Consider the following 21518-nt stretch of genomic DNA (forward strand, 5'->3'; position numbering starts at 1 on the left):
TCTCTGCTCGGTGACATCTTCGGCGGATCGAAGAGGTCAACAACCGCAGCCGTCGTCGTGGACCTGTGCCGCAGCCAGGATCCGATCCCACGTTCCATCGGCCGTCCAACGGCGCAGCCGCTCGTGGCAGGTCTTCCACGGCCCAAAGCGTTCCGGCAGGTCACGCCAGGGCGCGTCCGTGCGCAGCTTCCACAGAATCTAGGAACGCTCGGCAACCAGTGGCGGAGGTCAGTTCACCGGCCGGGCTCGCCCGTCTGGTCCCACATCGACTTCATCTCGTCGAACGCCTGCTCCATGATCCGCACCATGGCCTCCCTGGCCCGCTCGCCGTCCCGTCGCTGGATCGCCTGGGCGACGTCGGCGTGCAGTTGCAGGGCCTGCTCGTCGGGGTAGTGCGGCATCAGGTTGTAGTGATGCCGGCCGGTGAGCACCTCGGCGACCAGTTCCTGGAGCTTTCCGAACATCTCGTTGCCGGACGCGGCGAGCACCCGCCGGTGGAACTCGATGTCCAGGCTGAGGAAGCGTTCCTCGTCGCCGGCCTTCCCGGCGGCCCACATCTTGGCGGCGAGCCCGACCAGATCGCTCGCCTCGTCGTGGTCGACCCGGCGGGCGGCCAGCCATGCGGCGTGCGGCTCGACCGCGGTCCGCAGCTCGGTGATCGAGCGGAGCTGCCCCATCCGGCCGGCGGAGGCGAGCCGCCAGCGGATCACTTGTGGATCGAAGACGTTCCACGCCTCGGCTGGTTGGATCAGCACGCCGACCCGGCGCCGGGTCTCGATGAATCCCATGGACGCCAGCACCCGCAGCACCTCGCGGATCACCGAGCGGGAGACCGCGTACCGCTCGACCAGGTCGTCGATGTTGAGGACGGAGCCGGCAGCCACCTCGCCGCCGCAGATGGCGGTGCCGAGGTGGTCGAGAACACGGGCATGCAGCCCGGCCTCGGCAGGGGCGGGCTGGGCGGGTGCGACCCCTGAAGAGGACTTGTCCACGGCTCGGAGCATATCAGTTGAAGATCATCCCTTGAATAAGTCGGCTTTTTCGGCCTAGCATCCCCTCGTTAAGCGGACGTTACAACGGTGTGGCGCTCCTCCCGCTGGGCGGCGGCCACGACAGAAGGAGAGATGGACGTGCGGCGTCGATCGATATTCGGTACTTCTCTGGCTGTGGTTGCCGCCATGGGCCTGGCCGCCTGCGGCGGCGGTGGCGACGACAGCGGCGCGTCCAAGACGGTCCGGGTGACCCTGGCGAACCACGTCTGGACGGAGAACATCAAGCAGGCCCTGCCCGAGTTCGAGAAGCAGACCGGGCTCAAGGTCGAGATCACGCAGCTCGGCGAGGACCAGCTCTCCGACCAGTACAACGTCAAGCTGAACGCCGGCTCGTCCGACATCGACGTGATGATGTACCGCCCCCTGCAGGAGGGGAGGCTGTTCGCTAAGAACAAGTACCTCGCCGACCTGTCGGACCACGTGAAGTCCAACAAGGACTGGGACTTCGCCGACTTCCAGGCCGGCCCGGTGGAGGCCACCTCGTACGAGGGCAAGCCGGTCGGCGTCCCGATCATCACCGAGCAGGAGGTCCTCTACTACCGCAAGGACCTGCTCGCCAAGGCCGGCCTGAGCGCCCCGCCGAAGACGCTCGACGAGCTCAAGGCCGCCGCCGCCAAGGTCAAGGCCGCCCAGCCGGGGGTCGCCGGCTTCGTCGCCCGGACCGGCAAGTCGCCGGCCGTCACCCAGTTCTCCAGCTTCCTGTACAGCTTCGGCGGCGACTTCGTCGACGGCAGCGGCAAGGCCACCGTCAACAGCGACGCCGCCAAGCAGGCGTACGCCTACTACGGCGGGCTCATCTCCGAGCACGGCCCGGCGAATGTCAGCACCGACATGAGCTGGCCCGAGGCGATGGCCATCTTCACCCAGGGCAAGGCTGCCTTCTACACCGAGGCCAACTCGCTCTACAAGAACGCCACCGACCCGGCCAAGTCCAAGGTGGCCGACACCGTCGGCTTCGCGCCGTTCCCCGCCGGCCCGGCCGGCTCGAAGCCGTACAACATCCCCTCCTGGGCGCTGGGCATCAACGACAGCTCGGAGAACAAGAGCAACGCCTGGAAGTTCATCGAGTGGGCGACCGGCAAGCAGCAGACGCTCGCCCAGCAGAAGTCCGGCGTGCCGAGTGCCCGTACCTCCGTCTGGGCCAACCCGGAGGGCACCGCGACCTACCCGAAGGACCTGGTCGAGGCCATCGCCGCCAGCACCAAGGACGGCGTGGGCCACGACCGGCCGCTGGTCGTGAAGGTCGCCCAGGCCCGCGAGATCGTCGGCCAGCCGATCGTCGACGCGATCGCCGGCAAGGACGCCGCGGCCTCGGCCGACACGGCGAACACCGCCTTCCAGAAGTTCCTGGACGACGAGGCCAAGTAAGCCGCGCGTGGGTGGTGGGGCCGGCCGGTCCCACCACCCACGTCTCCCCGCCGGCCCGCCCACCCCCGGAGATCCCATGGCAACAGTCACCACCCCCGCCCGAGCGCCCGGCGGCGTCTCGGCCACGCCCGACACGCCCGGCTGGGCGCGCTGGGCCAACGACCACCGCAAGTGGCTCTTCGCGGCCCCGGCGATGGCCTTCGTCGCCGTGCTGATCGTCTTCCCGCTGGCCTGGACCGGCTACCTCAGCCTCACCGACGCCGAGGGCTCCGTCCGCGCCGAGAGCGAGTTCGTCGGCGTCCGGAACTACATCGACGTGCTGTCGGACACCGACCGGTTCTGGCCCGCCGTCGGACGGACCGCTGCGTTCACCGTCGTCGCGCTGCTCTTCGAGGTGGCCCTCGGGATGGCGATCGCGCTGCTGCTGTGGCGGCCGTTCAAGGGGCAGAAGTGGCTCCGGGTGGCCATCCTGATGCCGCTGGTCGCCACCCCGGTCGCTGTCGGCATGATGTGGCGGCTCATCTTCGACCCGAACATCGGCCTGGCCAACCAGCTGCTCGGCTGGGTCGGCATCGGACCGCAGCCGTGGCTCGCCGGCCAGCACTCGGCGCTGCCCACCACCATCTTCATCGACGTCTGGCAGTGGACGCCGATGGTAGTGCTGATCCTGCTCGCCGGGCTGACCGCACTGTCGGAGGAGCCGCAGGAGGCAGCGCGCATCGACGGCGCCAGCACCTGGCAGCGCTTCCGGCACGTCACCCTGCCGCTGCTGATGCCCACGGTGATCGTGGCAATCCTGCTGCGCGGCATCGACGCGCTGAAGACCTTCGACATCCTCTACGCCACCAAGGGCCGCGGCGGCGGTTCGTTCCACGAGGTGGAGACCCTCAACGTCTACGCCTACGGCCTCAGCTTCGACTACAACGAGTACGGCGTCTCCTCGACTGTCCTCATCATCTTCTTCCTGATCATCATCGGGTCGATGTGGGCCCTGACCGCCCGGCGCAAGGAGTCACAGCGATGAAGCCCCGTCCCGCGTACCGGGTGTTCCGGGTGGTGGCGCTCGCCGTCGTGGTGCTGTCGCTGCTCGCGCCGCTGCTCTGGATGATCGCGGCTTCGTTCAAGACCAACGTCGACATCTACGACACCGGCAAGGCGCTGGTCTTCTCGCCCACCGTGGACAACTACGCCAACGTGCTCAAGCAGGCGAACTACACCCAGTTCATCGGCAACAGCCTCTGGGTGGCCTTCGCCGCGACCGTGGCGTCGCTGATCCTCGGCGTGCCGGCCGCGTACTCGATGAGCCGGTTCAACATGAGGAAATCCGCGCTGGTGGTGCTGATGGCCCGGGTCATCCCCGGCGTCTCGCTGCTGGTGCCCTGGTACTACGTCTTCTCCAACCTGAAGATGGTCGGCGGCTTCGGCGTCCTGATCCTCAGCCACATGTTCGTCTCGCTGCCGCTGGTGGTCTACATCATGATGGGCTACTTCGACAGCCTGCCGGAGGAGCTCGAGGAGGCTGCGCTGGTCGACGGGCTGACCCACATCGGCGCGTTTCGCCGGATCACCCTGCCGCTGTCCGTGCCGGGGATCGCCACCGCCGGAATCCTGTCTTTCATCTTCTCCTGGAACAACTTCCTGTTCGCACTGGTGCTCTCCGGCGCCGACACCAAGACGCTGCCCGTGGCGATCTTCGACTTCGTCGGCTACGCCAGCATCGACTGGGGCGGGCTGATGGCCGCGGCCACCGTGGTCACCCTGCCGATCATGCTGATCGCCCTGTTCGTGCAGAAGTACGTGGTCTCCGGGCTCACCGCCGGCGCAACGAAGGGCTGAGCCACCATGACGACAGTCACCCGCATCGAGACCTTCCTCGTCGCCCCCCGGTGGCTCTTCGTCCGCGTCGAGACGGAGAGCGGGATCGTCGGCTGGGGCGAGGCCACCTGCGAAGGGCGATCCGAGACCGTTCAGGCCGCCGTCGAGCAGCTCGGCGAGCTGCTGATCGGCCGCGACGCGCTGCGGATCGAGGACCACTGGCAGGTCATGACGAAGGGCTCGTTCTACCGGGGTGGCCCGATCCTGGCCAGCGCTGTGTCCGGCCTCGACCAAGCGCTGTGGGACATCGCCGGTAAGCACTTCGGCGCCCCCGTGCACCAGCTGCTCGGCGGTCCGGTCCGGGACCGGATCCGGGTGTACGGCTGGGTCGGCGGCGACGAGCCCAGTGAGGTCCGCGACCACATCGCCGCCCAGGTCGAGGCGGGGTTGACCGCGGTCAAGATGAACGCCTCCGGCCGGATGAGCCCGATCGCCTCGGTGGCCGAGCTCGACGGCGTGATCGCCCGGGTGGCCGCGGCCCGCGAGGTGCTCGGCGACGACCGCGACGTGGCCGTCGACTTCCACGGCCGCTTCACCCTGGCCAACGCCCGTCGGGTGGCGCCGCTGCTGGAGCCGTACCGGCCGTTGTTCCTGGAGGAGCCGGTCGTCCCGGAGAACTCCCACCTGATCGGCGATTTCGTCCGGTCGACCACCACGCCGGTGTCCACGGGGGAACGGCTCTACAGCCGGCAGGAGTTCCTGCCAGTGTTCCAGGCCGGCATCGCGGTCGCGCAGCCGGACCTCTCGCACGCCGGCGGCATCACCGAGGTACGCAAGATCGCGTCGCTCGCCGAGGTGTACGACGTGCAGCTCGCCCCGCACTGCCCGCTCGGGCCGATCGCCCTCGCGGCCTGCCTCCAGGTCGGCTTCGCCACGCCGAACTACCTGATTCAGGAGCAGAGCATCGGCATCCACTACAACCTCGGCGCCGAGGTGCTCGACTACTGCCTCGACAAGACCCCACTGACCTTCGTCGACGGGTACGTCGAGCGGCTCACCGCGCCCGGCCTGGGCATCGAGGTCGACGAGGCGGCGGTCCGCGTCGCGGACAAGCGCGGTCACGCCTGGCGCACCCCGATGTTCCGGCACCTCGACGGCTCCTACGCGGAATGGTGACGATGACCCTCGACCTCACCGCCGAACTCGCCGCGACCCGCCTGCTGGCGGTCATTCGCGGCACCGACACCGCCGCCGCCATCGCCACCGGCACCGCCCTGCTGGCCGAGGGCGTACGGGTGGTGGAGGTGGCCCTGACCACGCCGGGCGCCCTCGACGCCATCGCGGTGATCCGGGCGACCGCCCCGCCCGGGTCGGTGGTCGGCGCCGGGACGGTGCTCACCCCGGCCGACGTCGCGGACGTCGTCGCCGCCGGCGCGCAGTTCGTGGTCACACCGGCCGTCGTGGACTCCATCCCCGAGGCGGTCCGCCGCGACCTACCGGTCGCCGTCGGCGCGCTCACCCCGACCGAGGCGTACGCGGCCGTCCGGGCGGGAGCCTCCGTCGTCAAGCTCTTCCCGGCGTCGGTGGGCGGGCCGGCGTACCTGAAGGCGCTGCGCGACCCGTTCCCGGACATCCCGTTCGTCGCGGTCGGCGGGGTGGGCCTCGCCGAGCTGCCCGGCTACCTCGCGGCCGGCGCGATCGCCGTCGGCGTCGGCGGCCCGCTGGTCGGCGACGCCGCCTCCGGCGGCGACCTCGACGCGCTGCAGGATCGGGCCCGGGCCTACGTCGCCGCCACGTCATGACCGCCGTCGACCTGCTCACCTTCGGCGAGTCCCTGGTATCGCTGCGGTCGTCCGGACCGCTGGCCACCGGCGGGGCGCTGACCATGCACCTCGCCGGAGCCGAGGCCAACGTGGCCATCGGGCTGGCCCGGCTCGGCCACCGGGCAGCCTGGGCCGGCCGGGTCAGCGACGACGAGCTCGGCGGGTACGTGCTGCGCCAACTGCGCGCCGAGGGCGTCGCCGTCGACCACGTCACCCGCGACCCGCAGCGTCCGGCCGGGCTGATGTTCCTGGAACGCCGTACGGCCGACCTGACCCGGGTGCGCTACCACCGGGCCGGCTCGGCCGGGTCCGCGCTGGACGTCGAGGACCTGCGTCCGGCCCTGGCCGCAGGCACCCGCATGCTGCACCTGACCGGCATCACCCCGGCGCTGTCCGACAGCGCCCACGAGGCCACCCGGTGGGCGGCCGAAACGGCGTCCCGGTCCGAGGCGCTGGTCTGCCTCGACGTCAACTACCGGGCGAAGCTGTGGAGCCGCGAGGACGCCCGCGCGGTGCTCACCCGACTCGCCGGGTACGCCTCGGTCGTCGTCGCCTCCGCCGACGAGCTGGACCTCGTCGGCGAACCCGGCGCGGCGGAGCGAACCGTGGTGGCCGGGCTGCTGGCGCGGGGCGTGACGACCGTGCTGGTGAAGCTCGGCGGCGAGGGCGCCCGGGCGTACACCGGCGACGGGGTCCGGCACGCGCCGGCGTTGCCGGTCACCGCGGTGGACACCGTCGGCGCCGGTGACGCCTTCACCGCCGGCTACCTCTCCGGGCACCTCGACGGCCTCGACCTGGCCGGGCGGCTGCGCCGCGCGGTAACCCTCGGCGCCTTCGCCGTCGCCGGTCACGGCGACTGGGAGGCCCTGCCGCGCCGCGACGAACTGTCCCTCCTGGACGACCTGCAGCCCGGCAGCACCCTTCGCTGAGCATCACCCGAGAAAGGCACCTGCGTGAAGATCATCGCGGCGGACGTCATCGTCTCCAGCCCCGACCGCAACTTCGTCACCCTGAAGATCACCACAGACGAGGGGCTGACGGGACTGGGTGACGGCACCCTCAACGGGCGGGAGCTGGCCGTCGCCTCCTACCTGACCGACCACGTCGTCCCCTTGCTGATCGGCCGGGACCCGCACCGCATCGAGGACACCTGGCAGTTCCTCTACCGGTCGGCGTACTGGCGGCGGGGACCGGTCACCATGGCCGCCATCGCGGCCGTGGACGTCGCGCTGTGGGACATCAAGGCCAAGGCCGCCCGGATGCCGCTCTACCAGCTGCTCGGCGGCGCGTCCCGGACCGGGATCATGGCGTACGGCCACGCCTCCGGGCGGGAACTGCCGGAGCTGTTCGACTCGATCCGCCTGCACCTCGACCTCGGCTACCGGTCGATCCGGGTGCAGACGTCGGTGCCCGGCATCAACGCCGTCTACGGCGTCGCCGCCCAGCCCGGCGCCGACGGCAAGCGCTACGACTACGAGCCGGCGCAGCGCACGCCGCTGCCCGCCGAGGAGGACTGGGACACTCGCGCGTACCTGCGGCACCTGCCCGACGTCTTCGAGGCGGTCCGGAACGAGTTCGGCCCGGAGCTGCCGCTGCTGCACGACGGGCACCACCGCATGACCCCCATCCAGGCCGCGAAGCTCGGCAAGGCTCTGGAGCCCTACGACTTGTTCTGGCTGGAAGACTGCACCCCGGCGGAGAACCAGGAGGCGCTGCGCCTGGTTCGCCAGCACACCACCACCCCGCTGGCCATCGGCGAGGTCTTCAACACCGTCTGGGACTACCAAACGCTGATCCGGGAACAGCTCATCGACTACGTCCGGTCCGCGGTCACCCACACCGGTGGCATCACGGCCATGCGCAAGCTGCTCGACTTCGCCGCGCAGTACCAGATCAAGTCCGGCATCCACGGCCCGACCGACATCTCGCCAGTGGGTATGGCCGCCGCGCTCCACCTCGACCTGGCCATCCACAACTTCGGCATTCAGGAGTACATGCAGCACGGCGCGCTGACCAACGAGGTGTTCCGGCAGTCGTTCAGCTTCACCGACGGCTACCTGCACCCCGGGGAACAGCCCGGTCTCGGCGTGGAACTCGACGAGGAGGCCGCCGCCCGGTTCCCGTACCAGCCCGCGTACCTGCCCTTCAACCGGCTCAAGGACGGCACCGTCCATGACTGGTGACCGACCGCTCACCCGGCACGTCGTGGTGATGGGGGTGTCCGGGGCGGGCAAGACAACGGTGGCCCAGGGGATCAGCGAGCTGACCGGGCTGCGCTTCGCCGAGGCGGACGAGTTCCACTCGGAGGCCAACGTGACGCGGATGCGGTCGGGCGTACCGCTGGACGACGACGCCCGCTGGCCGTGGCTGCGCGACCTCGCCGAGTGGATGGCCGCCCGGCACGCCGAGGGGGTGTCCACGGTGCTGGCCTGCTCGGCGCTGAAGCGGTCCTACCGGGACGTGTTGCGGGAAGGTCCGCCGGACGTGGAGTTCGTCCACCTGGCCGGCGCGACGGAGCTCATCCGGGACCGGATGAGCCGGCGCGCCGGGCACTACATGCCGGCCAGCCTGCTCGACTCCCAGCGGGCGATCTTGGAACACCTGGGTCCGGACGAGTCCGGCGTCGTCCTGGAGATCACGCTGCCGCCGGAGGAACTGGTCACCGCTGCGATCGACCGTCTCGGACTGCCGGCCCGAGCCGCGGCCGGCAGCCGGTAGGGCCACCCGGCTCGGGCGTCGGTCCGGGCCCGGCGCTCACTCGGGAATGGCGTCTGTGGAGGCGGCTCCGTTGCGTTGAGTGTTGGCATGATCGAGGCAGGCTTGAGCAGTGAAGTCGTTGACCCGCTCTCGGCCGTGGCTGCCTCCGAAGTCGGCGTTCGCCGGGTTCCGGATCCCGCCGGAGGTGATCGTGGTCGCGGTGCGCTGGTATCTGCGCTTCAACCTGTCCTACCGGGACGTTGAGGAGCTGCTCGTCGAGCGCGGCGTGGAGGTCGATCACGTCACCGTGTTCCGGTGGGTCCAGCGGTTCACCCCGCTGCTGGCTGACGCCGCCCGATTCTGCCGCCATTCACCGGGCGACCGGTGGCACGTTGATGAGACGTACGTCAAGGTGAACGGGGTGTGGCGGTACGTGTATCGGGCGGTCGACCAGTACGGGCAGGCCATCGACGTGCTGGTCTCGGCCCGCCGCGACGCCGACGCGGCCCGGCGGTTCTTCCGACGCGCGCTGTCCACGCTGAAGGTGACGCCCAACGAGGTGGTCACGGATGCCGCGCCGGTCTACCCCGGCGTGCTGGATGAGCTGATCCCGCAGGCATGGCACCACGTCGAGCAACACGCGAACAACCCGATAGAAGCCGATCACAGCCAGCTCAAACAGCGATTGAGACCGATGCGCGGGCTACGAACCGACAGGACAGCACAGGTCATCATCGCCGGACACGCGTTCATGCAGAACCTGCGTCGCGGACACTACGAACTCGCCGTTGAAACCCCGCCGGCAACGCGGGTGCCTGCGGCGTTCGCCGCCCTCGCCCTGGCGATCTGACCTCGGACCGACACGGGTTCAACGTGTCCGTCGATCCCACAACGCAACGGCACCAGATCACCTCATTGCCCGGAACTGCTGGTATCGGTAAGGACGGGCGCGAACCGAGCGCGACGGGGTGGGCTCTTCGGGTCGAGCTTGCAATGCATAGACGACTATCTGCCTACGGAGCACCGACCACCGCAGCCACGACGAGCAGGACGCGGCTATCGTCGTCCCTGATGGATGTGACCCCGCGGGACCTCGACGCCCTGCTGGTGGCGCCGGTCACTGGGCCGATGTCGACCCTGCCGGGGGCGACGCCGTCTGCACCCCCGAAGGCTGGCCCGCTGCCAGCCGGTCGCGACGCCCGTTTCGCCGGTCGCGGCCAGCGGGCCGGCCAGACCCGCCGGGACGCCTTCCGTCGCAGCTGACCGGCCCAGGCCCTAGGCTCGGGGTCCGGCTGGCCGGCTGCCTTGTTGCGGACGCTCGGCTGAGCGACATGTCTGTGAGACATACGTATGTCTGGCAGACATGTCGCTCCCCGGCGTGACCCTCCGAGTCAGGCGTCGGCGGTCGCCCGGGTTGCCGTCCCTGCCGGCGCGGAGACCGGGCGCGACCGCTCGACGCCGAGCGCCAGGCCGGTGAACCCGGCCACCATCAGCACGCTCACCGCGACCTTGAGCGGGACCCCCTCGGTGACCAGGTCCAGCACCTGCCCGGCGGTGAGGACCAGCGGCACCCAGAGCGCCACCAGCCGGGCCCGCCACGCGCCGAAGGCGAGTACCAGGAGGCCGACGAGCCAGCCGAGCAGCCACACCGCGAACGAGGCCATCACGAACGGGTCCCCGTCGAGAGCGTTCGTCACCGGCCGGGCGGCGTCGGCGTCGACCCCGCCGCCGGCCAGGGCCCCGAAGAAGGCGTTGTAGTGCCAGAGGTGGACGGTGGAGAAGTAGAGCCCGAGCAGGGCGAGCGCGCCGCCGATGGTGGCCGCGACCGGCTTCCGTCCGCCCAGCACGGCAGCCAGCCCGAGCGTCGCCGGCAGCAACACCAGGTGGGCCAGGGCGAACAGGACGGTCTCCACCCGCCACGCGCCCGCATTACCGGCGGCCACCGCCACGTTGCCGGCGCTGTCCGACACGGCGTCCGGGAACATCACCCAGTAAATGGCGTTCGCGGCGCCGTAGAGCAGTCCGCCTGTGAGCAGGGCGGCCGCCGTGAGACGCCGATCCATCCGCCGTCCGGTCCCGTCATCCATCAGAATCTCCCTCCAAGAAGCTGTGCGAGGGACGCTAGGAGCCGGGCCCGGCCAGGTCGTCGGCCGCGAAGTTGATCCCCGGGTGGAGTTCCGGCCGTCGCCGCTACACCCGTGGGTGGACGCGGAACTCCGCTCGCCGTGGATACCCTTCCGGCATGTCACCCGCCCTCCACCTTCGGGCCCGGTGGCGGGAGGTGGCCACCACGCTCGCCGGTGTCGCGCTGCTCGCGTTCCGGCCTGGCCGAGCTTTACGTCCCGCTGGCCGGCTACGTGGAGGGGCAGGGGCCGGACCTCGCCGCGCTCTCCGCCGGCTGGCTCGCCGTGCTCACCGTGCTGCTGGCGGGCTACGCCCTCGCGGTGGCAGGCTGCACGTCGTACCCCCGGGCGGCCGCCGTCCTCGCCGGCGCCTGCTTCACCGCGCAGAGCTTCACGCCCGTGCTGCCGGAGTGGCCGGTCGCGCCGCTGCTGGCGCTGCTCGCCGCCTGCTTCGGCTGTGTCGCCGTCGGCGGCCGGGCCGCGCCAACGGTCGCCGCGGTCAGCTACTTCGTCCCGCTCGGTATCGAGAACGCCATGGCCGGCGACTCCGACTGGGCGTTCATCCTGTTCGTCGGGCTCGCCGTGTTCGGCCCTGGGTACGCCGTACGGATGCGGCGGGCCCAGGCGGCCCGGCTGGTCGCGCTGGCCGCCGAGCGGGAGGCCGCCGCCCGGACGGACGAGCGGCTGCGGGTGGCCCGGGAACTGCACGACATCGTCTCGCACGGGGTCTCGGTGATGGTGCTGCAGGCCGCAGCGGCGCAGGCCGTGCTCGACTCGGACGCGGCGCAGGCACGCGCGTCGCTCAACGCGGTCCAGGACGTCGGACGCGAGGTGGTCACCGAGCTGCGGCGGCTGCTCGTGATCCTCCGCGGCGCTGAGTCGGCCCCGGAAGGACTGCCGTCGCTGCGGCGGATCGACGCGTTGACCGCCGGGGTGCGTCGCGCCGGCGGACGGGTCGAGGTGACCGTCGCCGGCGACCTCAGCACGGTGCCCGCCGCAGCCGAGGTCAGCGGGTACCGGATCCTTCAAGAGGCGCTGACCAACGCCGCCCGGCACGCGCCAGGCTCGACCGTCCGCGTCTCGATCGAGGTGGCCGGCGACGTCCTTCGGCTGCACGTGGTCGACGACGGAGCGCGGCCGGCTCGGCGGAACACCGGCACCGGCCACGGTCTGACCGGCATCCGGGAGCGGGCAGAGCTGTTCGGCGGCACGGTCAGCGTTGGTCCGGGTCCGCACGGCGGCTTCGAAGTACGGGTCGAGCTGCCCTTCGACGCCGTGGCGTCCGCCGCCCCGCTCTCCCCGACGGGAGTCGCCGGGTGACCCGCATCCTCATCGCCGACGACGAGGCGCTGGTGCGCGGCGGCCTTCGCATGATCCTCACGGCACAGCCCGACATCGAGGTCGTCGCCGACGCGGCCGACGGCGACGAGGCCGTGCTGCTCGCGGCCCGGTGCGTGCCCGACGTGGTGTTGATGGACATCCACATGGCACCCACCGACGGGATCGCCGCCACCGAGCGGATCCTGGCCGTGCGTAATGAGACCCGGATCATCATGCTGACCACCTTCGACCTCGACGAGTACGTCTACCGGGCGCTCCGGGCCGGCGCCTCCGGGTTCATGCTCAAGACCACACCGCCTCGGGAGCTGGCCGAGGCGGTGCGGACAGCGGCCCGGGGCGACGCACTGCTCTCCCCGTCGATCACCCGCCGGCTGATCGACCACTACACCGCGACGGCTTCGGTGGCCGGCAACCCGGGCCTGGCGGAGCTGACCGTCCGGGAAACCGAGGTACTGCGGATGATGGCCCTCGGCCTGTCCAACGGCGAGATCGCCAGCGAGCTCTTCGTCGGAGAGGCGACCGTGAAGACGCACGTGAACCGCATCTTCGCCAAGCTCGGGGTGCGGGACCGGGTGCAGGCGGTCGTGCTGGCGTACCAGACCGGGGTGGCCCAGCTCCGGCGGTAGCGGGTGCCGCCGTCAGCCGATCAGCGGGCGGAAGGTGCCGAGCGCGACGCTGACCGTCAGCGGCGGTGGCTTCTGGTACGGCTGCGTCCGAGCTCAAGCGGCTCGTACCGGTCGAGACCGGTGGGGCGCTTCTAGTGCCATCACGGCATTCGGCCCTTGTCCGTGCAGCGCAGCGGCGGCCAGGGTACGAGCCAGTCGGTGGGGTAGGCAGAGCCCGGGGATCGATTGGTGCTCCTGTGGTGATCGGACGTCGGCGAACGGGCGTGGACGTGCCGGTACCTGACTGGACTTGGGTCTCTTCAGGGCAACTCGGAGCCATCGTTGCAGATGAGTGCACAGCCCGGAACTGCTGGTATCCGGCGGGACGCCCACGAACCGAGCGCGACAGAGGTGCGCTCTTCGGATCGACCTCGCAGCGCATAGACGTTCATCTGCCTACGGGGCGGATCCGCTCTCACGCTTCGAACTTGCCGGCCTTGATGCCCGCTATAGAGCTGACCCACTGGCAGGGGTTGAACGACAGGGCCAGGCCCTGCCGGTCCTTGCTGTCGCGGACCATGACCACCTGGGGCGGTGTGGCAACCTCGACGCAGTTGCCGCTTGAGCCGGACCCACAACATCATCCTGGCCGGGTGACCGCCAGCCCGCTGCCGGGCAACGCCTTCACCCAGTTACGAGACGTCCCTTAGCCCGCTTGGTCGCGGGATACTGATGCCGGGGGCGCCAGCCGCGCCACGGGCGGGAGCGGCGAGGCATCCGGGCTGGCCTGGAATGCCTGGATGGCGAGCGCGGCGAAGCGCCGGGAGGCGGTGACCTTGGCAGTCGGCGAGGACGCGTGGATACCGCTGTTGGCCATGAGCACGAGGATGACGTCGTCCAAGGCGAAGTCGGGGCGCAGACGGCCGGCTTCCTTGGCGCGGCGGGCCAATTCGGCGATCGACCTGAGAGCGTATTCGCGGCGCGCGTCGAAATCCACGGCATTGGGAAACGTCGACGTGAGAGCTGCGGTAAAGCCCCCATCGCGGGCGTTCAGTTCACACATTTTCTCAATGACGAGACAGAAGCCGTGCCACGGATCCGGATCGGCGAGGCCCTCGTCGACGACGGCGCGACACGCGTACATCTGCTCTGCGAATGCCTCGGTGACCAACATCTCCTTGGTCGGAAATCGGCGGTACAGGGTGGCCGGTGCAACCCTGGCGCGGCGTGCGACCTCCCGCATCGGCGCGTCAAGACCTTCAACGGCGAAGACCGTGCGGGCGGCATCGAGGATGCGCTCGCGGTTGTCCAGGGCGTCGGAGCGAAGGGTGTGAGGCAAAGGATCGGTCACTGCTCTCACTTCAGCGAGGTGGACAGCAGGGTGCGTTAGCGTCCCTGCGCATGAGGGCTCTGCAATTTTCCAAGTATGGTCCCGCGAGTGTGCTTGAGGTCTCGGAGGCACCGGAACCGCACGCCGGACCGGGACAGATCCGGGTGGCGGTTCGGGCCTCGGGTGTCAATCCGGCCGACACGTACGTCCGCGCCGGCCGATTCCAGGAATGGATTCCGCTCCGCCTGCCGCACGTGCCCGGCGTCGACGCAGCCGGCGTGGTGGATGAGGTCGGTGGCGGAGTGACCACGGTTCGGGTAGGTGATGAGGTTTTCGGGATCACGGACTACGCCCAGATGGGCGGAGCGAACGCCGAATACGCCGTCCTGGCCGCGTGGGCACCGAAGCCGGCCGCCCTGAGCTGGGAACAGGCCGGCGGTGCGGCCGGCAACATCGAGACGGCCACGCGCGTGCTCGACCGACTGGGCGTGAAAGATGGCACCACGTTGTTGATCGAGGGTGCGGCTGGCGGGGTCGGTACGACGGCGATCCAACTCGCGGTCGCTCGCGGCGCGGCCGTCATCGGCACGGCCAGCGACCGCAACCATGGCTTCGTCGCCTCGCTCGGGGCGATCCCGACCACGTACGGCCCCGGGCTGGCCGAGCGGGTCGACGCTCTGATGCCCGGCGGAGTAGATGTCGTACTCGATTGTGCCGGCTCTGGCTCCATACCCGACCTGGTCCGCCTGGTCGCAGGTCCGGACAGGGTGGTGAGCATCGCAGACATCAACGCCGCGGCGTACGGCGTGCACCTATCGCGCGGCTCTGGTCCCGGCGCGGACTCACCGTCTCTCGAAGGAATCGCCGCCGCGGGCGACCTCGCCGAGCGGGGCTGCTTCACGGTGCCGGTCGCTGCCGTATTTTCCCTGGAAGAGGCGGCCGTTGCCCACGAGTTGAGTGAGTCCCGCCACGCGCGGGGAAAGATCGTGCTGAAGCCGTAGCGTGCCCCATGCGTGCCGTGGACCCAGATTGATAGCCAATTCCGATTGGGCAGTTCGACGGACGGGACCGCCCGCCGTTGGGCGGGCGGTCCTAGTTCGTCGACAAACCCGAGCAACCGGTCGCGAGGTGGTGCGCCAGGGCCGAGGGGCGGCGGACCGTTGTCGATCGCGACGTGGATGCGGGTTGCGTGCTCGGCGAGCAGTTCCTCCGTTGCCCGCAGGATCGCTTGGCGGTTGCGAGCGGGAGCGTCTGCCCGTTCGACAGCCATCACGCCTCCTGGAAACCGGACCACGAGTCCGGGCAGTGCGACAGACCCGGTCAATCTCTCGCCTCAGTCCGCGGTCTCGTGCTGGCGGACTACCCGGTCAATGCGGCGGTCGGGAATGATCCAGATGATCGCCGTGGCGACGAAGCACGTCAGGGCAGTCCAGACGCCGATGCGGCCCCGGTCGATCGCTAGGGCGCTGAGTATCCCGACGAGGTTGAGCGCGGCGGAGAGCTTGCCCTTGAGGTCACTGCCGACGGCCCGCCTCAGCGGCGAGTCCGGTCCCTGCCGCCGGATGATCACGGCTTGGAGCACGCGGTATGCGATGGCCGCGGCGAGCAGATTCAGGCCGTAAATGACGACCGGGGTCGGCTCGAACCTCGACTCGTCCATCCAGGCTGTCGTGAACGGGAACAGCGACAGGCAGAACAGCAGTGCCGAGTTCGCCCACAGCACCCCGCCGCTGACCTGCCTCACCAGATGGAACATGTGATGGTGGTTGTTCCAATAGATGCCCACATAGACGAAGCTGAGGAGATAGGTCAGCAGCCCGACGCCGGTCGTGTGAAGAAGGCCGCTGAGGCTGTGGTCCTCCGGCACCTTCAGTTCGAGCACCATGATCGTGATGATGATGGCGAGCACGCCATCGCTGAAGGCTTCGAGTCGACCTGTCCTCACCGCTCTGTCGTCCCTTCCCCGCTAGTGGTCCCTTTATCCGACGCTGTCATATTCTGTCCTTGTTGGTGGTTGCCGGCGGAGGACCGCGGCTGCGGTTCTGTGTCGTCACCGTCCAAGACCGGGCAGCCGTGGAATCTGTGACAGGCGGCGGCAGCGTTGCCAGACCGAGATTGGGCTGTGGCTGCCCGAACCCGTCGACACGAGTTCGGACCGATGCGTGGGCGCCGTGTGCCGGAAGCCGCTCACTTCGTGAGGCCGTACATCGGGGCGGGTGGTGACAGCGCATCTCCCGTACGTGTCCTGAGACACCTCGGCCGGCGTGTCACAGGTCGCGGGGCTGCCTTGTCTTTGCTGGTGTTCACCCGCGTACCGGGTGGAGAAGAGGAAATTCCCGGTCCAGCGATGACGCCTTCTTGTCCAGGCTCGAGCGCAACGTCAGGGGAGAGTTGACGGACGTCGCCCTCGCTGTATCGATCGACGGGTTGTTCGATCCGGCGGATGCCTAGCGCGAGGAGGCGGGCCTCCACAGCCTTTCCGGCGCTGGCGCGGCCCTGGAGGACGGACGGCTCACGGCCGGCCGAACGATACGGAGATCGAGATGCCTGAAAGCGGTAGCCGCGTGGCCGCCCGCGACCATTGCCTCAGCCTGGTGCGCGCCGTGGACCGGCCCACCGGGGCGGCCCGCTACGGACGTATGTTCCCAGGCCTGGGCCCGCTGGGCACCGACCCCGGGCTGCTGATGCGCGCGGGTGGCGACGGCGGGATCTGCGACGCCGCCCCGGTCCTGGATCAGTTGAACCGGGACGCCGACGACGCCACCGAGGCCGCCGGGTGGCCCTTCTTCGGCCAACTGATCGCCCACGACATCACCGCTGACCGCTCATCCATCACCGGCGGCGTCGACCCCGAGGTGCTGCGCAACGCGCGCTCCCCGAAGCTCAACCTGGAGATCATGTACTCGGACGGCCCGATCGGTTCGCCGTACCTGTTCGACGGGGGCGACCCAGCGAAGTTCCTGCTCGGCGAGGACGGCGGCGACGTGCCGCGCAACCGGCAGGGCGTGGCCCTGATTGGCGATCCGCGCAACGACGTGCATCTGTTCGCGCTAAGTCTGCACGTCGCGCTGCTGCACGCGCACAACCACGTGGTCGACCTGCTGCGCGAGAGCGGGGTGCCCGAGGCCGACGTCTTCGACCGGGCGCGGGTCACACTCACCTGGCACTACCAGTGGATCGTGGTCCATGACTTCCTGCCCAGGCTTGTCGGGGCGAGCCTGGTCGAGCAGGTGCTCGCCGAGGGCGGCCGGTGGTTCGCGCCGCCGCCGGGGCAGGCGTACATTCCGCTGGAGTTCGCCGACGCGGCCTTCCGCTACGGCCACGGCCAGATCCGGCACACCTACCGGCTCGTCGACGGCGGTCCCGCGGTGCCGCTCTTCCCCGATCTGGTCGGGTTCGGCCCGCTGCCCGCCGGTCGGCGCCTGGATCTGGCGCAGATCTTCGATGTTCCCGGGTACCCACCGGCGCAGCGCGCCAAACGCCTCGACGGCCGGCTCGCTGCCAGCCTCATCGGCCTGCCCGAGCGAGTCACCGGCGTGGTCGACACTGCCGCCTATCGCTCGCTGGCGGTACGCGACCTACTGCGCGGCGGAACCACCGGGCTGCCCAGCGGCGAGGCAGTCGCCCGGCTGGTTGGCGCGGCGCCGCTGACCCCCGACGAGTTGGGGCAGGCCTGGCCGCACGGCACTCCGCTGTGGTTCTACATCCTCAAGGAGGCCGAGCACCGCGGCGGTGGCGACCGGCTCGGCCCAGTCGGCGGCCGGATCGTGGCGGAGGTCCTGATCGGACTGCTCCGCGCCGACCCGGCAAGCTACCTGAGCCTGGAACCGGACTGGGAGCCGACCCTGCCTGCCGCGGGAGCACGCTTCGGCCTGACCGACCTGCTCGCCCTTCAGCGGCATGCGTCCTGTGTGTGACATGCATCGTAGTCACAACCGGCGGTGCTGTCCGGTCATAACTGGCGTAGCCGGGTGAACGCCCGGCCTCCCGACCAAGACAGAGGTGTGAGAGAAATGAAAATCGCCGTACTGGGTGGTACCGGGCTCATCGGGTCGCAGGTCGTCAAGATCCTTCAGGCCGAGGGGCACGAGGCGGTGCCGCTGTCTCTGTCGAACGGCGTGGACCTGCTCACCGGCGAGGGCCTCGACACCGGGCTCAAGGGCGCCGACGTCGTGCTGAATCTGACGAACTCGCCGACGTTCGACGAGGCCTCGGCCGACTTCTTCCGGTCGACGATGGAAAATCTGCTGGCGGCCGCGCAGCGCGCGGGCGTCGGCCACGCCGTGATCCTGTCGATCGTCGGCGTCGACCGGGTGCCGGACCTCGCTTACTACCGCGCCAAGGTGCTGCAGGAGGAGATTCTGAAGGCTGGCCCGGTGCCATACTCGATCGTCCGCGCCACCCAGTTCTTCGAGTTCGCCGACGCGATCCTGTCCTGGACCGCCGACGGCGACACGGTGCGGCTGCCCGGTACGCCGGTGCAGCCGATGGCGTCGGCCGACGTCGCGAAGGCGGTGGCCGAGGTCGCCGTGGGCGCGCCGCTGCAGGGCATCCGGAACGTGGCCGGTCCCGAGGTCTTCATGCTCGACGAGTGGGGTCGGGTCGCGCTGGCCGCCAAGGGCGACAAGCGCATCGTCGTCCTCGACCCGGCCGCCGGCATGTTCGGCGCGGTGCCCGGCGATGTCCTGATCGCCCCGGAGGGCGCAGTCCTCGCGACGACCACCTACCGCGACTGGCTGACCCGCTAGTCGCCGAGATCGGCGTACGCGACGAAGCGGCGCGCCGCCGGCGTAGCGACCACCACCATGCGGTAAGAGGGCATCTGCCACGACCGAGCTCGGATTCCACTGCGGACGGAGCCGGTGACGCCGCCTGGTGCCTGGGGCTCTGCACCATCGAGACAAAGCCGCCGTGCTCGGCGAGATCCATCGGCTACTGATGCCCGATGCCTCGCCGGGCCGCGGTCTCGATGCAGTTGATCCTGCGGTTGCCCGCCCAGCCCCGGACAGGCGCCGAACAGGCAGCACACGGAGGAGAAATGACCAACCCGACCACGACTCACTCCGAACCGCAACGGACAGTGGCAGCCACATCGACGATGCGGATTGAGACGCTCGAAGATCTTCGCAAGCACCTGCAATGGGCGATCGAGTTGGAACACGCCACCCTGCCGTCGTACCTCTGCGCGCTCTACTCGCTCGACCCATCTTGCAACCCCGAAGCCGTTCAGGTGGTCGGCAGCGTCTTCGTCGAAGAGATGATCCACCTGGCGCTGGCCGCGAACCTGCTCAACGCCGTCGGCGGGCACCCTCGGCTGGACACGCCGAAGATGCTGCCGCACTATCCCAGGCTTCTGCCCCACGGCGACCGCTCTCTGGAGCTGTCGCTGGTTCCGTTCGGGGCGGAAGCAATTGAGATGTTCCTCCGACTCGAACGGCCGGCGCCGCCTGGTGCCCCGCCCGAGGGCGACAGCTACGAAACGATCGGGCAGTTCTACAGCGCGATCGAACAAGGAGTGAGCCATCTGTGCGCTGAACTCGGCGAGCGGACGGTCTTCTGCGGCGACCCGGCTCGTCAGGTCACCGGGGGCCCATTCCATCGCAGCGGCGGACGGCTGATCGCGGTCAGCGATCTCAACTCCGCAATGGCAGCGTTGGAAGAGATCGTCGAGCAGGGCGAAGGCACAGGACGAGGCGAGGTCTGGGACGGTGACCAGGACATCCTCCACCCCGACCGGGACGAGGTCGCGCACTACTACCGGTTCCTGGAACTCAAGCTGGGCCGGCGATACCGGCGCGGTGACACCTCGCGATCCGGGCCCACCGGCGAAGCTCTCTCGGTCGACCTCGGCGGCGTCTACCCGATGCGGCCCAACCCACGTCTGGCCGACCACGCTCCAGGTAGTCCGATCCGCGCCGCCCAGAATGACTTCAACCACACCTACTGCGCCGTGCTGAATCTGTTGGAGCAGGCGTTCAACGGCAGCCCGGGGATGCTCGGCGTCGCAACCGGCACCATGTACGCCCTCAAGGCCCAGGCGCAGGGACTGATGGAGATGTCCGATGGAGGAAGCACAACAGCCGGCCCGACATTCGAGTACGTACCGCCGGAACTCAGGCGGCCGTGACGCCGGTCGCCGTGATCGCCGTGAGCTGCGACGAGGACGGGGTCGTAGCCCTTTGGACCGTGCTGAGAGGAAGGTGACGCGATGCGGATCGCGGTGGCTGGAGGTACGGGCTGGGTCGGCAAGTTGGTCGTCGAGCGGGCGCGCGCGGCGGGCCATCGCGTCGTGGTGATCTCCCGGTCTCACGGAGTCGATCTGACCAACGGAGTGGGTTTGGACGACGCACTCAGGAACGTGGCGACCGTCGTCGACGTGTCGAACATCCAGACAATCAGTAAGCGCGCGTCGACTCGGTTCTTCGAGACGACCACGCGGAACCTGTTGAAGGCGGAACAACGGTGCGGTGTCAATCACCACGTACTGCTCTCGATTGTCGGTATCGACCGGGTGAACTGGGGCTACTACCACGGTAAGCGTCGTCAGGAAGGACTCGTGCTTGCCGGCCCGGTGCCGGCGACCATCCTGCGGGCCACCCAGTTCTTCGAGTTCGCCGTTCAGTCACTCACCCTCTTCCCGGGACCCGTGGCCGTTGTCCCGCGGATGCGTACCCAACCGGTGGCGGCGGCTGAGGTGGCCACCGAGTTGGTGCGTCTGGCCGAAGGACCCGCGTTGGGGCGTGTTCCGGAGATGGCAGGGCCTGAGGTGTTGATGATGTCGTCGGCCGTACGCCGGGTAGCCAGGGTTCGGGGCCCGCGCAAATTCGTAGTGAGCGTGCCGTGGCCGTCAGCTGCGGGGCGGTCGATGGCCAACGGTGGCCTCCTTCCCGCCGGGCCGGGTCCCCGTGGCACTTTGCGGTTCGGTCAATGGCTGACTGAGGCGGCGAAGACCGACGCCGCACAGTGATGGATCGAGCCCGGGACGGGGGTGATCCTTGCTGGTCGCTGCCGCTTTCCGTGGCTGGGACCTGTCACCAATCCGCCGAGCCGAGAGTCTTCCAGCCATGACACCTCAATCCACCGACACCGCTGTACCGATGATGAAGAAGTGGCTGCGTGGCGGGCTGATCACCCTGGCCGCGCTGCAGACGGTTGCCTCCGTGTGGCAGTACGTGTTTCCCCGATCGTTCTACGACGACTTCCCGACGGTGCGACTCGACCCTGCGTACAACGAGCATCTGGTGTCCGACGTCGGCGGCCTCGGGCTCGCGTTGACCGCCATGTCCAGGGGCCGATGCCTGCGTCTATCTGTGCGCAGGGAAGCCGATGTGACCAAAAGGGGCCGTAGTGCTCGACGATAACGT

The 21518-nt window shown here is 69.5% G+C and carries 22 protein-coding genes and 2 pseudogenes; 18 read left to right on the plus strand and 6 right to left on the minus strand.

The annotated features are described in order from the left end of the window. Nucleotides 1-48: 48 nt before the first annotated feature. Both ACFOW4_RS13650 and ACFOW4_RS13655 read right to left on the minus strand, forming a co-directional pair. Nucleotides 49-198, minus strand: a pseudogene (locus ACFOW4_RS13650) (transposase); the annotation flags it as partial. Between the two features lie 35 nt (nt 199-233). Then, nucleotides 234-992, minus strand: coding sequence for a FadR/GntR family transcriptional regulator (locus ACFOW4_RS13655; protein WP_377527611.1), 759 nt, complete (start codon nt 990-992; stop codon nt 234-236). Nucleotides 993-1178: 186 nt separating this feature from the next. On the opposite strand from ACFOW4_RS13655, the gene ACFOW4_RS13660 reads away from it, so the two are divergent. From ACFOW4_RS13660 to ACFOW4_RS13705, 10 genes are all read left to right on the plus strand, one after another. Further along, nucleotides 1179-2420 (plus strand): ABC transporter substrate-binding protein, encoded by a 1242-nt coding sequence (locus ACFOW4_RS13660; RefSeq protein WP_377527613.1) that lies wholly within the window; start codon nt 1179-1181, stop codon nt 2418-2420. Between the two features lie 76 nt (nt 2421-2496). Next, on the plus strand, nt 2497-3444 hold the full coding sequence (locus ACFOW4_RS13665) for a carbohydrate ABC transporter permease (protein ID WP_377527614.1): 948 nt from the start codon (nt 2497-2499) through the stop codon (nt 3442-3444). Next, entirely contained in the window at nt 3441-4256 is an 816-nt protein-coding gene (locus ACFOW4_RS13670) for a carbohydrate ABC transporter permease (protein WP_334616602.1), read from the plus strand. Before ACFOW4_RS13665 ends, ACFOW4_RS13670 begins: the two co-directional genes overlap by 4 nt. 6 nt (nt 4257-4262) lie before the next feature. Next, complete coding sequence (dgoD, locus tag ACFOW4_RS13675) at nt 4263-5411, plus strand: galactonate dehydratase (RefSeq protein WP_377527616.1); 1149 nt, start codon at nt 4263-4265, stop codon at nt 5409-5411. After that, a complete protein-coding gene (locus ACFOW4_RS13680) occupies nt 5405-6037 on the plus strand; it encodes a bifunctional 4-hydroxy-2-oxoglutarate aldolase/2-dehydro-3-deoxy-phosphogluconate aldolase (protein WP_377527617.1) in 633 nt (210 codons plus the stop codon). The genes dgoD and ACFOW4_RS13680 overlap by 7 nt, the downstream gene beginning before the upstream one ends. After that, nucleotides 6034-6987, plus strand: coding sequence for a sugar kinase (locus ACFOW4_RS13685; RefSeq protein WP_377527619.1), 954 nt, complete (start codon nt 6034-6036; stop codon nt 6985-6987). The genes ACFOW4_RS13680 and ACFOW4_RS13685 overlap by 4 nt, the downstream gene beginning before the upstream one ends. 24 nt (nt 6988-7011) lie before the next feature. Next, nucleotides 7012-8241 carry a D-mannonate dehydratase ManD gene (gene manD, locus ACFOW4_RS13690; protein ID WP_377527621.1) on the plus strand — a complete coding sequence of 410 codons (1230 nt, stop codon included), beginning with the start codon at nt 7012-7014 and terminating at the stop codon, nt 8239-8241. Further along, nucleotides 8231-8776: a gluconokinase gene (locus tag ACFOW4_RS13695; RefSeq protein ID WP_377527623.1), complete on the plus strand. Its 546-nt coding sequence runs from the start codon at nt 8231-8233 to the stop codon at nt 8774-8776. The genes manD and ACFOW4_RS13695 overlap by 11 nt, the downstream gene beginning before the upstream one ends. 139 nt (nt 8777-8915) lie before the next feature. Beyond that, nucleotides 8916-9605 carry an IS6 family transposase gene (locus ACFOW4_RS13700; RefSeq protein WP_377528160.1) on the plus strand — a complete coding sequence of 230 codons (690 nt, stop codon included), beginning with the start codon at nt 8916-8918 and terminating at the stop codon, nt 9603-9605. Nucleotides 9606-9826: 221 nt separating this feature from the next. Then, nucleotides 9827-10018 (plus strand): hypothetical protein, encoded by a 192-nt coding sequence (locus tag ACFOW4_RS13705; protein WP_377527625.1) that lies wholly within the window; start codon nt 9827-9829, stop codon nt 10016-10018. Nucleotides 10019-10146: 128 nt separating this feature from the next. Here the strand turns inward: ACFOW4_RS13705 and ACFOW4_RS13710 are convergent, their stop codons facing one another. Then, the gene (locus ACFOW4_RS13710) at nt 10147-10842 is read right to left on the minus strand and encodes a hypothetical protein (RefSeq protein WP_377527627.1); all 696 of its coding nucleotides are present in this window, start codon (nt 10840-10842) and stop codon (nt 10147-10149) included. A 213-nt stretch (nt 10843-11055) separates the two neighbouring features. On the opposite strand from ACFOW4_RS13710, the gene ACFOW4_RS13715 reads away from it, so the two are divergent. Both ACFOW4_RS13715 and ACFOW4_RS13720 read left to right on the plus strand, forming a co-directional pair. Further along, complete coding sequence (locus ACFOW4_RS13715) at nt 11056-12198, plus strand: sensor histidine kinase (protein ID WP_377527629.1); 1143 nt, start codon at nt 11056-11058, stop codon at nt 12196-12198. Further along, nucleotides 12195-12845: a response regulator gene (locus tag ACFOW4_RS13720; protein WP_377527631.1), complete on the plus strand. Its 651-nt coding sequence runs from the start codon at nt 12195-12197 to the stop codon at nt 12843-12845. The genes ACFOW4_RS13715 and ACFOW4_RS13720 overlap by 4 nt, the downstream gene beginning before the upstream one ends. Before the next feature lie 454 nt (nt 12846-13299). Here ACFOW4_RS13720 and ACFOW4_RS13725 read toward each other — a convergent pair. Next, nucleotides 13300-13443 (minus strand): annotated as a pseudogene (locus tag ACFOW4_RS13725) (DUF397 domain-containing protein); the annotation flags it as partial. Nucleotides 13444-13530: 87 nt separating this feature from the next. After that, nucleotides 13531-14175: a TetR/AcrR family transcriptional regulator gene (locus ACFOW4_RS13730; protein ID WP_377527633.1), complete on the minus strand. Its 645-nt coding sequence runs from the start codon at nt 14173-14175 to the stop codon at nt 13531-13533. Nucleotides 14176-14225: 50 nt separating this feature from the next. Between ACFOW4_RS13730 and ACFOW4_RS13735 the strand changes: the two genes are divergently transcribed. After that, nucleotides 14226-15155, plus strand: coding sequence for an NADP-dependent oxidoreductase (locus ACFOW4_RS13735; RefSeq protein WP_377527634.1), 930 nt, complete (start codon nt 14226-14228; stop codon nt 15153-15155). 332 nt (nt 15156-15487) lie between these two features. Here the strand turns inward: ACFOW4_RS13735 and ACFOW4_RS13740 are convergent, their stop codons facing one another. After that, the gene (locus ACFOW4_RS13740; RefSeq protein ID WP_377527635.1) at nt 15488-16099 is read right to left on the minus strand and encodes a TMEM175 family protein; all 612 of its coding nucleotides are present in this window, start codon (nt 16097-16099) and stop codon (nt 15488-15490) included. Nucleotides 16100-16697: 598 nt separating this feature from the next. Here ACFOW4_RS13740 and ACFOW4_RS13745 point away from each other — a divergent pair. The 5 genes from ACFOW4_RS13745 (at nt 16698) to ACFOW4_RS13765 (ending at nt 21515) form a co-directional block, all read left to right on the plus strand. After that, nucleotides 16698-18071: a peroxidase family protein gene (locus ACFOW4_RS13745; RefSeq protein WP_377527637.1), complete on the plus strand. Its 1374-nt coding sequence runs from the start codon at nt 16698-16700 to the stop codon at nt 18069-18071. Nucleotides 18072-18167: 96 nt separating this feature from the next. Then, nucleotides 18168-18902, plus strand: coding sequence for an SDR family oxidoreductase (locus ACFOW4_RS13750; protein WP_377527638.1), 735 nt, complete (start codon nt 18168-18170; stop codon nt 18900-18902). 290 nt (nt 18903-19192) lie between these two features. Further along, the gene (locus tag ACFOW4_RS13755; RefSeq protein ID WP_377527640.1) at nt 19193-20281 is read left to right on the plus strand and encodes a ferritin-like protein; all 1089 of its coding nucleotides are present in this window, start codon (nt 19193-19195) and stop codon (nt 20279-20281) included. An 81-nt stretch (nt 20282-20362) separates the two neighbouring features. Beyond that, the gene (locus tag ACFOW4_RS13760; RefSeq protein ID WP_377527641.1) at nt 20363-21121 is read left to right on the plus strand and encodes an SDR family oxidoreductase; all 759 of its coding nucleotides are present in this window, start codon (nt 20363-20365) and stop codon (nt 21119-21121) included. A 97-nt stretch (nt 21122-21218) separates the two neighbouring features. Next, a complete protein-coding gene (locus ACFOW4_RS13765) occupies nt 21219-21515 on the plus strand; it encodes a hypothetical protein (protein ID WP_377527643.1) in 297 nt (98 codons plus the stop codon). Nucleotides 21516-21518 lie beyond the last annotated feature (3 nt).

It is taken from the genome of Micromonospora sp. GCM10011542 (assembly GCF_042650685.1).
In the GTDB taxonomy this organism is placed as follows: Bacteria; Actinomycetota; Actinomycetes; order Mycobacteriales; family Micromonosporaceae; genus Micromonospora.